At 39.7% G+C, this 16027-nt stretch carries 9 protein-coding genes; all 9 read left to right on the top strand.

Translation table 11 applies throughout. The features are described 5' to 3' along the window. Positions 1-56: 56 nt before the first annotated feature. The 9 genes from uxuA (at position 57) to PU629_RS13040 (ending at position 15663) form a co-directional block, all read left to right on the top strand. Positions 57-1166 carry a mannonate dehydratase gene (gene uxuA / locus PU629_RS13080; protein WP_275280511.1) on the top strand — a complete coding sequence of 370 codons (1110 nt, stop codon included), beginning with the start codon at positions 57-59 and terminating at the stop codon, positions 1164-1166. A 409-nt stretch (positions 1167-1575) separates the two neighbouring features. Beyond that, on the top strand, positions 1576-2544 hold the full coding sequence (locus PU629_RS13075) for an ABC transporter permease (protein WP_275280510.1): 969 nt from the start codon (positions 1576-1578) through the stop codon (positions 2542-2544). Positions 2545-2557: 13 nt separating this feature from the next. Then, complete coding sequence (locus PU629_RS13070; protein WP_275280509.1) at positions 2558-3418, top strand: carbohydrate ABC transporter permease; 861 nt, start codon at positions 2558-2560, stop codon at positions 3416-3418. An 85-nt stretch (positions 3419-3503) separates the two neighbouring features. Continuing rightward, entirely contained in the window at positions 3504-5093 is a 1590-nt protein-coding gene (locus PU629_RS13065; protein ID WP_275280508.1) for an extracellular solute-binding protein, read from the top strand. A 609-nt stretch (positions 5094-5702) separates the two neighbouring features. After that, positions 5703-6311 (top strand): YesL family protein, encoded by a 609-nt coding sequence (locus PU629_RS13060; protein WP_275280507.1) that lies wholly within the window; start codon positions 5703-5705, stop codon positions 6309-6311. Positions 6312-6753: 442 nt separating this feature from the next. Then, the gene (locus tag PU629_RS13055; protein ID WP_275280506.1) at positions 6754-6960 is read left to right on the top strand and encodes a hypothetical protein; all 207 of its coding nucleotides are present in this window, start codon (positions 6754-6756) and stop codon (positions 6958-6960) included. Positions 6961-7303: 343 nt separating this feature from the next. Beyond that, on the top strand, positions 7304-9046 hold the full coding sequence (locus PU629_RS13050) for an SGNH/GDSL hydrolase family protein (RefSeq protein ID WP_275280505.1): 1743 nt from the start codon (positions 7304-7306) through the stop codon (positions 9044-9046). Between the two features lie 68 nt (positions 9047-9114). Beyond that, complete coding sequence (locus PU629_RS13045; RefSeq protein ID WP_275280504.1) at positions 9115-12039, top strand: glycosyl hydrolase 115 family protein; 2925 nt, start codon at positions 9115-9117, stop codon at positions 12037-12039. A 1023-nt stretch (positions 12040-13062) separates the two neighbouring features. Further along, complete coding sequence (locus PU629_RS13040) at positions 13063-15663, top strand: LamG-like jellyroll fold domain-containing protein (protein ID WP_275280503.1); 2601 nt, start codon at positions 13063-13065, stop codon at positions 15661-15663. The last annotated feature ends 364 nt before the right edge of the window (positions 15664-16027 follow it).

Raw genomic sequence — 16027 nt, 5'->3', positions numbered from 1 at the left:
TTTAATTCCGAGGTGCTGTTAAAAAAGCTGAATGGGTAAGTAGAGGAGGATGTGGCGTGAAGCTGAGTTTTAGATGGTTCGGGAGTAAGGACGATACTATTCCTCTAGAATTTATTAGACAAATTCCTGGAATGGATGGGATTGTCGGAGCTTTATATGACGTTCCGGTTGGAGAGGTTTGGCCGCTTGAAAAGATTGTCGCTCTTAAAGAAGAGATTGAAGCACATGGCTTAAAATTTGAGGTTGTAGAAAGCGTCAATGTTCATGAAGACATAAAATTAGGATTAAGTACGCGTGACCGGTACATTGAAAACTATAAAGATACCATTAGAAATTTGGCGAGTGTCGGTGTAAGAGTTATTTGTTATAACTTTATGCCTGTGTTTGATTGGACCCGTTCAGACCTTGCAAAGCGCATGAACGATGGTTCAACTGTTCTTGCTTATGAGAAGACGAAATTTGAGAATATTGCCCCGATGAAATTAGTTGAAAAGATGAAAGAGGATTCAAATGGATATGAATTGCCAGGCTGGGAACAAGATCGGTTAAAAGAACTCAAACAACTATTCAAAAAATATGAGAATGTAACTGAAGAAGATCTGTTTGATCACTTAAAGTACTTCTTAGAACAAATTATTCCGGTTTGTGAGGAAACAGATATTAAAATGGCCATTCATCCTGATGATCCGCCATGGACGGTTTTTGGGCTGCCACGAATTGTAACGAATCGGCAAAATCTTGAGCGTATTGTCAATTTGGTTAATAGCCCCTCCAATTGTCTCACATTATGTTCGGGAGCATTAGGAGCAAATATCAATAATAATATTCCCGAGATGATGAGGTACTTTTCAAGTATTAACAGAATAGCTTTTGCCCATATTCGAAACGTAAAAGTCTATGAAAATGGTGATTTTGTCGAAGCCTCACATCGCAGTTGTGACGGTTCATTGGATCTTTATGAAATTCTTAAAGCCTTGCATGATACTCATTTTAACGGTTATATTCGACCGGACCATGGACGAATGATATGGGAGGAAGTCGCGCGCCCAGGCTATGGTTTATACGATAGGGGACTCGGATGTATGTATATTTTAGGGATTTGGGATAGCTTGGATAAGTTGAAAGAAAAGGCGTCTGTTCAAGAGGAGCAACAACAAATTTTCTAATCGGTGGTGCGTCTCTTAATGAACAGGCTGTTTCTTTTTGATGTGCCACTCATGAATCTCAGAGAATCCTTTTGAAGACTTAGAAACCAGCCAGATAATAAACTACATAATCTTATACAACAGTAGTTATAAAAAAGTAAAAACAAAGCGCTTAGTAATGGAAATAGACTAATAGCCTCATAAACTTCTTACAAGGCAAAACAAAAATGAAAAGGGTTACAAAAACAAAATCAACTCTTAGACTCATACTTATGAATCCATGCTTTCTTCCTTCGTGGAGATCTAAATCAAACCATCGTGAATTCCTGGGGATTTCTTCTGTCAGTCAACTCGTTTCGTTCTTATAAGTGGCTTGGGATCGGGCAAATAAAAGGAAACGATTCAATTATTAAAAAGGAGGTCGTAGTTTATGAAAGGAATGGATGGTAGTACTACTGTGAATAAAAAGAATAGCATTGATAGGTCACTGAAAAAGAGTAAAGGATTATTATTTTATATAAAGCGTGATATTATACTCTATCTCATGCTAGTTATCCCTGTGGCCTATATATTGTTATTTAAATATGGCTCCATGTATGGTATAGAAATAGCCTTTAAGGATTACAACATATTTCAGGGGATGAATAGAAGTCCATGGAATAATTTCGCAACATTCAAGCAAATATTTGCGACACCGCAATTCTATCAGGTTGTTAGAAACACGTTGGTACTTAATGGCTTGGATTTAATAGTGGGATTTCCGGCACCAATCATTTTAGCTATCTTAATAAACGAGTTGGTATTTAAAAAGTTTAAGAGAATTAGTCAAACCATATTGTATTTACCGCATTTCCTTTCCTGGGTTATTATCGGCGGAATTGTTGCTCAGCTGCTTTCACCAACAGGCATGATCAACTCATTAATTACCAATATGGGAGGGCATGCACTACCGTTTCTAACGAAAAAATTTGCGTGGGTTGGTACTTATACTTTAGTTGGAGCCTGGCAGAGTGCAGGTTGGGGAACCATTTTGTATCTTGCTGCTATGACGGGAATTAACAAAGAGTTATATGAAGCGGCTGAAGTGGATGGCGCAGGAAGGCTAAGAAAAATATGGCATGTTACACTGCCAGGTATAAGACCTACCATTGCGATCCTTCTGATCTTGCAACTTGGTAATATTATGGCAATTGGTTTTGACCGTCCATTCAACTTGCAAAACAATCTTGTTATGGACTTTGGTGATGTTATAAGTACCTTTGTTTACCGTATAGGTATTCAATCTGCCAATTTTTCAATTGGTGCGGCAGTAGGGCTATTCCAATCCATTATTTGCTTAGTCTTTCTGTTAACTTCAAATTATATAACTAAGAAATTAGGCGAGCAAGGAATATGGTAAGGAGGTATATGAAATGTCTCAAAAATTAAAAAATAGGATTTTTGACTATTCAGCCGTATTTATTGTTTTAATAGCCGTTTTTATATGCCTGATTCCTTTTCTTTATATTCTTTCAGAATCACTTAGTTCCAATAGGGCAATTATCTCTCATTTGGTTACCATATTTCCTATAGGCTTTAATATAGAAGCCTACAAAGTTGTTTTTACTGACGCCGGTATGTTGTACTCGATGTTTTACACTGTGATTCTTGTCCTTGTATATGTGCTCCTAGCATTGACGGTTACCGTATTGGCAGCGTACACGCTAAGTAGAAAAAGGCTCAAGGGCAGAAATATTATATTGTTACTTATGGTGTTTACCATGTATTTTAGCGGCGGTTTGGTACCGGACTATATGCTTGTAAAGAACCTGCATCTATTAAACACACCATTCGCATTGATTCTTCCAAGTATGATGAGCGTATTTAATATGATTATATTGAAATCATTTTTTCAGAACTTGCCAGAAAGCCTTGAGGAAGCGGCATACCTGGATGGGTGCTCGGACTTGCAAATTCTTCTCAAGATCATTTTGCCTCTTTCCAAGCCAGCACTTGCCACCATCGCTTTGCTATACGCCGTATTCAGATGGAATTATTTCCAAGATGCTCTTTTCTATATCACAAACGAAAAGCTGTATACCATTCAGCTTAAGCTGTACAATGTGATCAATATTTCACAACAAATGTCGGGAGAAAATGTCGTCATAAATCTTCCTTCAGAGGCACTTAAAGCAGCAAGTATTATTTTTGGTACAATTCCGATTCTTATAGTATACCCATGGCTCCAGAAATACTTTGTAAGCGGTATTACAATTGGTTCAATTAAAGGCTAATATGGGTTTGTGAAATAGGATTAGTTTCGCCTGGTTCGCAAATTTATATAAAAATTGAAATTTATTTATAAAAGGAGAGGGTTTTATGAAGGTGAAATCACTGAGATCTTTGTTTGCTACTTTCATTACGCTTGTACTTGTTTTGGCTTTGGCTGGTTGTTCGAGTACAGCACAATCAAGCGGCAACCAAAGCAGCAAGACAGGCCACCGAACATTGAATGTTGAAGTTTTTGATAGGGGCCAACCCGGTCAGCCAGATTTGAATAATAACTACTGGACAAAGTATATCAACAGTACCTTCGGAAAGGAGAATAATGTAACCGTTCATTTTGTTACCGTTCCTAGAAGCCAGGAAGTGGATAAACTAAATGTCATGATGGCAGCCAATCAGGCACCTGATATTGTCTTCACCTACGACCAGGGTACTGTATATAATTATGTACAGCAGGGTGGGTTGACAGACCTTAGTTCACTCCTTAAGAAGTATGGATCTACCCTCACAAGTTATCTTGGTAATGATTTATTAAAGTATGGTCAATTTAATGGTAAACAATATGCGATACCAGGTAAGAGAACTGTCTTACTGGGCGAGAATACATTTATCCGTAAAGACTGGCTTGATAAACTTGGTCTCCCTCTTCCTACTACACCACAAGAGTTCTATAACGATATGGTTTTATTCAAAGAGAAAAACCCTGGCAATGTAAGCGGTGTTATCCCGTTCGGCTATTCACTTCAACCAGCTTATCCAGGCTTAGGTTACATACCAGAAGCCTTTAAACCATCTAATCTTACACAAGAACAGTTTGCGACTCTGGAGACAAACCCAGGCTACGATGTAAACTGGAATTTACCTGGATTTGAACAATCCGTTCAATATATGAACAAGATGTACAATGCAGGCTTGATTAGCCCAGGTTTCGCTACTGACAAAGATGGAAAACAGTTGGATGCAGATATTTCCAATGGAAAAGTAGGTGCCTACATGACGAACTGGGATGGTCCGTATAGAACATCACCTGGTGACCTTACCAATCTAACAAAGAACGTCCCTGGTGCTGAACTTGTGCCTGTTGATCCTTGGGGGAATGATGCAGGACAGCATCCTAAGGCTGGGTATGCTCCAAACGGTATGTATATACTTGTACCAAAAGCAAGTAAAAATGCTGACCTTGCAGTAAAATATCTTAACTGGATGGCCAACTCGAAGGTAACCCTCTTCCTCCAGAATGGTAAGGAAGGCGTTGATTACAAAATGGTAAATGGTGTTCCACAACCGACAGGAACAACAACTAAGGGCGATAAGATGATGACTGTTGCAAACAACCTTGACTATGATATTCTTTCAAATGGTATTGAACTTGGGGATCCGAAAAAGAATGTCGCCGCTATTTCCGCAGGCTATCCGGGTTACCAAAAACAAGTTCAGAATGCCTATAAGGTTGGATCTGTGGATTTGTATGAGCCTTACTATTATTCAACACCAAATTCGGCAGTGGCAAAATATAATACACAGCTAACGAGTTTATCTTCTCAGATGCTTGCGAAATTAATTACGGCTAAGTCATCTGATGTAGACAGTCTTTACAAATCATTGGTTAAACAGTACATGGCTCAAGGTGGTCAGGCCATTTATGATGAGTATGTAAAGAATTATAAGGCTCAAAATAAATAATAAATGGATTGCCAATTTGGAAACCATCTCATTAAAAGGTGGTTTCTTTTTTTCACTAAAGCCAAATGCAGATTTAAACAAGATTCTCTTTTAGTAAAATGTTCTACATATCTCGGGGAAATTCGTCTTGATTCGCCTTATCCATTAATCATAACACAAGCTTTATGAATCTTTTTAACAAAATGCTCGAAAATTAAACTATCTGCGACTATTCTATCAATTTAATATCAATCATTTTAGGTAGTTTCCTATTTATATATTTTTCCTATTATCAAATTGCTCTTTTATTTTCAAACGTCCTATCACAATCTGGCTATTGCCAATTCGATTTCAGTCGAAACAAACCTATCCGAATTTGAGTTATTTGTTGTGGATATTCGTGTATGTAAATTCCCATTTGGATAGAGATAGTGCTCAACACGTTTGCTTTTAATGCTAAAAAATTTAAAGTAGACAGTCTCGATAAGAAGTCACCTGGTATAGCTCAAAAAAACTTGTTTTATTTATGTAAAAATTCTATAAATTACATATACTATTATTGCTATGTAACGGCATACATACTAAAATACAAAGTAACTACAATAGTAAATAGGATGGAAGGGTGTTTTTATGTTTAAGGTAGATGGCAAGTTATATCGGATAGGGACTTGGATTTATCACTTTGCACTATTAAACCTTCTATTCTTATTAAGCTGTATACCGATTATTACAATATTTCCCGCTATGGCAGCTGCTTTTGGAGTGTCAAGACAATGGATAAAAAAGAAAGAACCGCAGATTATCACCACATACATTCAATTATTGAAAGAAAATTTCAAACAAAGCATGATTGTCGGTATTTTCATCGTAATAATTGGTTTGTTGCTTTATGGAGATTTTTATTTCACCACAAAAATTGACTCGAACATAAAATTTGCTCTCTACATTTTTTTCTGTTTGATGATGGTTTGCTATTTTGCAGTTGTCTTACATGTGTTTCCATTAATGGTAAATGGTTATTATACCGGTAAACAGTTACTTATAAATGCCTTGAAATTTGGCTTGTATAAATTTCATCTGACCTTAATCAATATGATTTGTCTATATGCGCTCTTTTTTATTTCCTTACGAGTTCCAATCATCTTTTTCTTCTTTTTCTCGAGTATTTCCATTTTCATTACTTATTGGCACAGTGAACGAAAATTTACACAAATGGCAGTTGAAAATGGAACGAATTAGTGGGGCCGATTCTGAAACGCGGAAACGCGGGGACGGTTCTTGTGTTTCATCCGTTAAGTTTTGCCGATGGGAACAAATAAAGAACGGGATTGTAAGGTTATAATACCAATAATTAGAAAACATGCGCTCAATTAGGTGAATGCATGTTTTTATTCAAATTATTTTTTGGCATACCTTACTAAACAGCTAAAAACTTTTGTTGAAATTTATGGGAAAATTTGAATGATAATCTACTTTTTAGGTAATCTTGCGGGAGAATGAGGATCTTATAATTAATGGAGATTAGAGGTGTATATTATGGATTACGAAAAAATCCTGAAAGAAAGTGAAATTTTGCCCATTGATTCTCAAGACGGTAAATGGAAACACTTCAGGATTAGACATGTTGTACCAAAAGATGAGACAGAAATGAATAATGTTAAGACCTATATAGAGAAGAATGTTGCAGATCATAATGGGCTATATGTCTGTCTATAAGAACGCTAAAAAAGAAATTCTTTATATTGGGAAGGGAAAGCCACTTAAGAAAAGATTGTATAGCCATTATCTTGAAACATTTCAACCTGTACCTGGTGATACAAAAGATCAGCGCTGGCATCAATTTTTCATTAAAAACCAAGGAGAGCTTGACGTCTTTTGGCAGAATTAGAAACGGAAATAGACCGCCAAATAGTGCTCTTTATTTGCTTAAACTTAAATACATTTCAATGAATACGGAGACGACCAAACTTTAAGTCGTTTATAAAGCAATTTCAAAAATACGTTGACCTCTCTGAAAATAATAATAAAATGAAAGGAGACAGAGTTTGTTTGTTGATTAATCAAACATTGTAGGTTAAGTCATCATTTGAAAAAGGAGTTAAGCGCTTCAATTAGCCCTCGGCTGTTCCCAATTAACGAGACTAACGCATCGATAGATCTATAGTATGTTGCCCATTTATTCAATTACGTGTCACTAATCAAACTGATTACTTAATAGGAGAGATAGGTAAATGACCGAAACGAGCAGATCACAAATAAATGATAAAATGGAAGATTTCAGAGCACCAAAAGATCCAGTGGCAAAACGGGATAGCTTTTTCGTTATGTTTGAGAAAGTGATTGAAGCAACTCCTCGTCATGAGGGCAAGCCATCACAGGAAATTTATTTAGATGAAGGACGATTGAAAAGTATCGCAAAGCTTGTGGGCGGCGTGACAGATGAAGCGATCTTGACGCTTCTTGATAATTGTAAGGGATTTCACAAGCTCGTTCACAGTATCGGTGTAAGTATAAAAACAACAGGTGAATACGTAGGAGATGTCCATTTTGTCTTACATCACTATGGAAAAGAGAACAAATATGAAACGGGAACCTTGCTGAGAGTGCCTTGTCCAACAGATGGAACCGAGACCCTTTTAGAACTCGGGGATCACCAATGGTCCGTAGACGATGAGGTACCGGGTAAGTTTGCCTTTGAATTTGAACAACCCGGTGAACTAGCCACCGCTATTATCAAATTCTATGTGCATGATTCCTACAAGGTTCCGGAAATGGCGATGGAGCCGCCGGTTGCCTTCGACTCAAGAATTTACAAGGAAATGATCAGGAAATCTCTTCTAAGCAAAGGAAACAATCATCGATTAAAAGCGGCTATTGAAAAAGCCGAAAGAGGTGATGATGTAACGATTGCTTATATAGGGGGCTCTATTACTCAGGGAGCGGGAGCCAAGCCGATTCATACTCATTGTTATGCCTATCAATCTTATTTAAAATTCAGAGACCTGTTTGAAAAAAAGGATGGGGAGAATGTCCATTTTGTGAAGGCAGGAGTAGGAGGGACACCATCTGAACTCGGCATGATTCGCTACGATCGGGATATTTTAAGGAATGGACAAGTAAAGCCGGATATCGTGATTGTTGAATTTGCGGTAAATGATGCAGGGGACGAAACACAAGGAATCTGTTATGAGAGCCTTTGTTTAAAAATACTCGCTTCGGAAAACAAACCAGCTGTCATTTTATTATTCAGTGTGTTTGAAAACGACTGGAATCTGCAGAATAGGCTTTCTCCTATTGGAAAGCATTATGATCTCCCGATGGTAAGTATCAAGGATGCAGTGGTCGAGCAGTTTAGGTTGACAAAAGAAGAGGGAAACGTCATTACCAAACGGCAATTTTTCTATGATATCTATCATCCAACCAACGACGGTCATAGAATAATGGCGGATTGTCTTCAGTATCTATTCTCTGAAACTAAGAAATCGATTCGAGATCGAGAGGATATAAAACTCGATCAGCCGCCAGTAATCGGTCATGATTTTAAGGATGTGCAGTTACTTGATAGGAAAGAGAACCGAATAGGGGCAGCAATCCGTATGGGCAGTTTTTCGGAAACGGATGACGATTTACAGAAGGTAGAAATGGATGTGAATCCTTTTGCAACACCTCAATTTCCAAATAACTGGATGCATTCCGCTTCATCAGGAAATGAAAGCTTCAAAATGTCGATCTACAGCAGAAACCTCCTGCTTGTTTTTAAAGATTCCGGAAGCCGTCATTTTGGAAGTGCGGAGATTTGGGTAGATGGCAAGCATTTAAAAAACGCCGACCCTCATGAAGTGAACTGGACGCATTGCAACGCAGTTATCTTGTATCAAGAAGATGTGTGCCGGGAACATCAGGTTGAAATCAAAATGGCGCCTCAAAATGAAGACAAATGCTTTACTATTTTAGGATTCGGCTATACCCTGTAACGCGTCAGATTGGTCTGACAACTGAAACAAAACATCTAGTAATCGTTCAGAAGGAAAAAAAAAGATTTATGGGAAAGGACTTATTTATGGAATTTATTATTAGTCAAGACATGTTGAAAAATGAATCGATTTCAGTGGGTCATGCCTTATTTTATCAAGAAGAAGCAGCCTTTAGCGGTGTGAAACGAATAGCCAAGAAGGTCATGCATGATATAGAGTTGGTGTTCGGCTATGCGCCACAATCAACCACAGACAGAAAAAAACTGGGAAAGCAGGCTGTTTTATATGGAACGGCAGGGCAGAGCCCACTGCTTCATGAGCTCCAAGAGAAACAGATGATCGATCTATCCGAAATCAAAGGTAAAAGAGAAGTCTATTTATTTCAAGTGATTGATCATCCGTTTGAAGGGGTTGAACGAGCACTCGTTATCGCGGGAAGTGATAAACGAGGCACGATCTACGGGCTTTTTCACTTGTCAGAACTGCTCGGTGTTTCTCCGTTGGTCGATTGGTCTGGCGTGTTGCCGGTGAGGAAAGAGTCCTTTTCCTTAAAAAACGACTTAAAATACCTATCAAAAGAGCCTTCTGTTCGTTACCGCGGTTTCTTTATCAATGATGAATGGCCCGCCTTTGGTAACTGGACAATGAAGAATTTTGGCGGATTTAATGCCGAGATGTATGATCATGTTTTTGAACTGTTGCTTCGATTGAAAGGGAATTACCTATGGCCTGCCATGTGGTCAGCTCGTTTCAGTGACGATGGGCCGGGCTTGGCAAATGCTGAACTTGCCGATGAATATGGTGTCGTCATGGGGGCTTCTCATCATGAGCCTTGTCTGCGTTATGGAGAAGAATACAAGTATTTACGTGGTGCGAATTCTAAATATGGTGATGCCTGGAATTTTATCACGAATCGAGAAGGCATTATAAAATTCTGGGAAGACGGGCTAAAGCGCAGCGGCCAATTTGAAAATGTCATTACAGTGGGTATGCGCGGCGAACAAGACACCTCCATTATGGGAAAAGAAGCGACATTGGCAGATAATATTGAGTTGCTACGAGAGGTCATCAAGACACAAAACCAGTTAATAAAGGAACATGTTAATCCTGACCTTTCAGAGGTTCCAAGAATGCTTGCTTTATATAAAGAAGTCGAACCTTTCTTCTATGGGGATGAGGAAACACCAGGGTTAATGAATTCGGAGGAGCTTGAGGATGTCATTTTGATGCTTTGTGATGATAATCATGGCAATTTAAGGACACTACCAACCGAAGAAATGCGTAGCCATAAAGGCGGCTATGGGATGTATTATCATTTTGATTACCATGGCGGACCGATTTCATATGAATGGATTAACAGCTCTTATCTTCCTAAGATTTGGGAGCAGATGAGTATGGCTTACGACTTTGGCGTTCGGGATCTATGGATCGTGAATGTCGGTGATATTGCGACACAGGAATTCCCGTTAGCTTACTTTATGGATTTGGCGTATGATTTTGAAAAATGGGGAACAAATGCCATTAATAAAACCGATTACTATACAAGAGAATGGACGGAAAAGCAGTTTAATGGTGTGTTCAGTGAGGAGCAAAAGAATAAGGTAGTCGAGCTGTTAACTGGCTATACCAAACTAGCTCATAAACGCAGACCCGAACACATGAATTCAGAAGTCTATCATCCAGTGAATTATAAAGAAACGGACCATACCCTACAGCAAATCGATTCTCTTCTAGAACTGGCGGATGAATTATATAAGCATGTGGATCTTATGAACTTATCCACTTATTTCTCTCTCGTCTATTATCCTGCTGTCGGAAACCTAAATTTGCAAAAAATGTGGCTCCTTACTGGGAAGAATCATTATGATGCGAAATTGGGCAAAATGGAAGCAAATAAACTGACTGAAGAGATTAAAAAATGTCTGATACGAGATAAAGAGCTAGTCGAGCAGTATCATACGATTGATAATGGTAAGTGGTATGGGATGGGTCTTTCTGAGCATATCGGTTTTACGCGTTGGAATGAAGAGGAATGCCAGAATCCGATTCTAATGGAGGTATGGCCGGCGAATAAGCCAAGACTGATTGTTTCGGTTGATGGGACGGACCAGCACTCAGAGGGGAGTGCCTGGCATAACAATAAACTCTATTTAAATGATTTTTTGCAGCCGGATGTGGAGGAAGCTTCCTTTACGATGGCTAGTTTGAGTGATAGCCATGCCGATTTTAAGATTACTAGTCACAATCCATGGCTGATCTGTTCGAAGACGAGTGGCAGCTTAGATGGCAGAGAAAAAACGACTGAAGTCATTACTGTCACGATTGATCGCCGCAACATGAATGATGAGACAGAAGGCCACCTTGTCGTGGAAATGCCGTGTGGGGTCTGTACAATCATAGTAAACGCAGCGAAACAGGACTTTAGTGAATTTCCTAATCGAACCTTTATCGAAACCAATGGCTATATTTCGATAGAAGCTGAACATTATGTACTGAATAAGGAAACAACCAACCAACAGGGGGACGTACATCGCTTCCAAGTGATTCATGGATACGGCAAGACCTTATCGGCAATGAAGGCTTTTCCAACAACTCAGTATTTTACTCCAGGAAAAGACGCACCGTACTTGGACTATCAGTTCGTCGTTCAGGAAGCTGGCGTTTATGAATTGGAATTATATAGGCAGCCAACGAACCCTGTCGTGAAAGATCAGGCGCTATTATGTGGCATACAACTAAATGACGCCGACATTAACCTAGTAAATACACTTCCAGAAGGCTATCGCGTTGATGATCCTAACTGGGCAGCCGGTGTCCTTGATCAGATCCACAGGAGCACAAGCCTTATAACTTGTCAGGAAGGATTAAATACACTTAGGATCTATGCCGCGAGTCCAGGCTTTGTATTAGAAAAGCTTGTCATTTATCCGGAAGGCAAGCAACCGGCAACTAGCTACCTCGGTCCAACCGAAACTTATTTTGTAGGGAGATGAGATGGGAACGTCCAAATTTGATTTTAGGAACGGACAAACCCAATCGATTATTGAAGGAGAGTCTACCGCAAATAACTTAAGGCGTCTCTAAATCCCAAACTAGCAAAAGGACAGAATTCCCATTTTAAGGGGATCTGTCTTTTTTTTGTTGTGGAAATTATAAATGTCACACGTGTATTGGAGCCCGCATCACACAAAAAGAGGCCCCGCCGCGCCAAGATTTTGTGTATTGGAGCCCCCATCGCACACAATGGGGCTCCGCTGCGCCAAGATTTTGTGTATTAGAGCTCCCATCACACAAAAAGAGGTCCCGCCCCGCCAAGATTTTGTGTAATGGAGCCCACATCACACACAATGGGCTCCCGCCAAGCTAAGATTTTGTGTATTGGAGCTCCCATCGCACACAATGGGCTCCCGCCAAGCTAAGATTTTGTGTATTGGAGCTCCCATCACACACAATGGGGCCCCGCCAAGCTAAGATTGTGTGTATTGGAGCCCGCATCATACAAAAAGAGGTCCCGCCAAGCTAAGATTGTGTGTATTGGAGCTCCCATCACACACAATGGGGCTCCGCCACGCCGTGATTTTGTGTATTGGAGCCCCCATCGCACACAATGGGGCTCCGCTGCGCCAAGATTTTGTGTATTGGAGCCCGCATCACACAAAAAGAACTCTACACACGTTGGTTCTTGGCAATTTGCGAACGGAAATTTTTCATATCCTCATATCTGGGATTTTTTACAGTGTTTATCTGAGCAACAAGAGAGAGCGCTTAAGGAGCCAACTGTTGATGGGACTTCTTTGACTCCTATTTAGGTCCAATGTACCTAAAAAAATAGGAGATAAGTCGCTAAAAAGTAACTTGCTAATTGACAAAAGATTCATTATTATTAACATAATAGTTAATGATTAACCAAAACATCCACACCCCAAATGGAGAGGAGGTCATTTAAAATTCTTTTGTATGATCTGTTATAAAATGTTTGCGCTTTCAACCGAATGTGAAGGGAGACTGTTATTTCAATGAATAAGAAGCTTCCAGTCCTTGTTGTCATGGTTCTAATTATTGGAGCTGTCATGATCCCAAGTCTCGTTTTTGGAAAGGGACCTAGTCATTTTTCGACAAAACCTGATCCCGCCAAAATTGTCAAGAAAGAAAAACCGCCTGTTTTTCAAAATGTATCCGTACATGATCCTTCTGTCATGCAAGCAAATAATGGGGACTATTATGTGTTCGGTACTCATATTACGGCAGCGAAATCGAAGGATTTAATGAGCTGGACCGATTTTTCGAATGGATACACGACGCCTAATAATCAACTGTTTGGAGATCTTGCTAAGAACTTAGCCGGTTCATTTGCTTGGGCGGGGGACCATGATGGTGATAACCCAAGCGGCTATTCAGTCTGGGCACCCGATGTCTTCTACGATAAGGCCTATGTCAACAGTAATGGTAAAAAAGGCGCCTACATCATGTATTACTGTACGTCGTCCACTTATAAGCGATCGGCTATCGGTTATGCTGTATCGCAGAATGTTGAAGGCCCCTATACTTATGTCGATACGATTATGTACTCTGGCTTTACCAAGATGAGTAATTACGATGGTCAAGCGAGCGGTGGCGGTATAACTCTCAATAATCAGCCAACGAGTTACAGTAAAATTAACACTCGGTATACTAACACTAATATTCAACAATTAATAAAAAGCGGGAAAATTAGTGGACCAAGTGATAATTGGTTCAATACGGACGGCAGCTATAATACAAGCAACGCGCCAAACGCCATCGACCCCACTGTTTTTCCAGATAAAAAGGGGAAGCTATGGATGGTCTATGGCTCTTGGTCGGGAGGATTATATGTGCTTCCAATTAATTCAAAAACGGGTAAACCTATATACCCCGGGAAGGACGGGACAACAACTGGCGGCAATCATATAGATCGCTATTTTGGGACGAAAATTTCTGGAGGTTATGGAGAGTCTGGAGAAGGACCTTATATCATTTATGACAAGGATACAAACTATTATTATTTATACGAATCTCTTGGGGGGTTAGCTTCTGATGGGGGCTACAACATGAGAGTTTATCGGTCAAAACAACCCGATGGACCGTATCTTGATCCTGATGGAAAGAACGCCGTCTTACCGAATGCTCAAGCAAACAACGCCGATTATGGTGAAAAATTAATGGGGAACTTTTTATTTGATAGACAAGTAGGAGATCCGGGGTCTGGTCTTGGTGTTGGGTATGTGTCTCCTGGAGGTAACTCTGTCTTATATGACAAGAAGACAGGTAAAAAGTTTATCGTGTTCCATTCAAGATTTCCAGAGCAAGGGGAATATCACGAAGTTCGAGTCCAGCAAATTTTTATGAATAAAGAGGGCTGGCCTGTCGTCTCACCTTATCGTTACGCAGGTGAATCGTTAGAAAAAGTCAATAGACAGTCCATTGTTGGGGACTATAAATTTATTAATCATGGAAAAGCGACGACCAAAGATATTGAAACCCCTGTGACAATTCATCTAAATAAAAATAATAAAATTACCGGTTCTGTCACAGGTACTTGGAAGAAGGTTGGACAAAATCAAGCCGAAATTAACATTGATGGAGGGACCTACAATGGTGTCTTTGTGCGCGATTGGGATCCCGTTTCAGAGGATTATGTCATGACGTTTACAGCTGTTTCGAAAGCGGGAATCACGATTTGGGGTTCTAGAGAGACGGATATGTCCGATGAGACAGTTGTGAAAGCAGTTTATGACGACTTAAGCCTTGGAGATACAAGTCAGGTGATCGCTAATTTAACTTTGCCAACAGAAGGAACACATGATTCTCAAATAAAATGGCAATCGTCAGACCCAAATGTGGTGTCCGATTCAGGGGTGATTCATCGTCCTGATGCAGGCTCTAACCCCGTATCAGCAACACTTACTGCGACTATCACTAAAGGGAGTGTGACAAAGACAAAAGAATTTAGTATGACAGTTCTGCCTTATGAGCCTGCCGGTATGTTGGCCGAGTATGATTTTGAAGGTAATTTGAATGAAACGAATGGAAAATTCTTGGCCGGAACTGTGACGGGTGACAAACTTGATAACACAGGTGGTTCCATCACCTATGCCCAAGGTGAAAACGGTCAAGCTGCTGTTTTCGATGGGAAATCTGGGATTCGATTACCAAATGGGTTAATCTCGGGTAACACTTATTCTGTCTCTCTTTGGATTAAACCAGAGCAACTCACAGAGTATACGACAACCTTCTTTGGGGCTGAAGATACGAATCACTGGATCAGCTTAGTTCCTGATGGGCCATTAGGAGGCAATCCTACCGAACTTTGGTCGGGAAGTGCCAGTTGGTATGATGCCAATGTCGGCTCACAAGTCCCTATTGGCAGTTGGACAAATCTCATTTTTACTGTTGATAATGGGACGGTGAATGTCTTTGTTAACGGGGAGAAGGCGTTTTCTGGAGTGGATTTCCCGAATATATTTACCGATACAAATGCCAGTTTCGGTCTAGGGGTCAATTACTGGGATCCGCCTTTTAAAGGAATGATGGACGATCTGCGCATCTATTCTGGTGCACTAACCCCAGCGCAAATTAGCCGTTTATCTCGATCTTAATTGCAACAAGTAAGGAGACCGCGCCTTATCTTGCGCGGTCTTTTTATATTCAAGCCTTATTTTTAATAAAAAGGTTAAATATTAAGAAAATACATTGACAGCGTTTTCATAAATTATTATACTAATCCAAAGATCGTTAATGTTTATGTTTATTAATGAATCATTTCATTCTTCATGAGGATGGGTAGGAGGGTTATAGGAACCAAAACTTAAAATGAAAATGCAATAAACGACGGTGAATGTCAGATTAAATCAAGATTAAAACTGTTTCTGGGCAAGGATCAAAAGACATCGAACAAGTGCAGCAATAGGTAATTTGATCGACGTTTCCTTTTCTTAGTGGTAATATAGGCCTTTTGATTAA

The organism is Pullulanibacillus sp. KACC 23026 (assembly GCF_029094525.1).
Lineage (GTDB): Bacteria > Bacillota > Bacilli > Bacillales > Sporolactobacillaceae > KACC-23026.
The sequence above is the reverse complement of the archived record's forward strand: the minus strand, read 5'-3'. Positions and strand labels throughout refer to the sequence as shown.

Bases quoted from the DNA above. Each gene is read 5' to 3' on its own strand.
- PU629_RS13075 (WP_275280510.1), top strand. From the start codon at position 1,576: ATGAAAGGAATGGATGGTAGTACTACTGTGAATAAAAAGAATAGCATT.
- PU629_RS13040 (WP_275280503.1), top strand. From the start codon at position 13,063: ATGAATAAGAAGCTTCCAGTCCTTGTTGTCATGGTTCTAATTATTGGA.
- PU629_RS13045 (WP_275280504.1), top strand. From the start codon at position 9,115: ATGGGAAAGGACTTATTTATGGAATTTATTATTAGTCAAGACATGTTG.
- PU629_RS13065 (WP_275280508.1), top strand. From the start codon at position 3,504: ATGAAGGTGAAATCACTGAGATCTTTGTTTGCTACTTTCATTACGCTT.
- PU629_RS13050 (WP_275280505.1), top strand. From the start codon at position 7,304: ATGACCGAAACGAGCAGATCACAAATAAATGATAAAATGGAAGATTTC.
- PU629_RS13060 (WP_275280507.1), top strand. From the start codon at position 5,703: ATGTTTAAGGTAGATGGCAAGTTATATCGGATAGGGACTTGGATTTAT.
- PU629_RS13070 (WP_275280509.1), top strand. From the start codon at position 2,558: ATGTCTCAAAAATTAAAAAATAGGATTTTTGACTATTCAGCCGTATTT.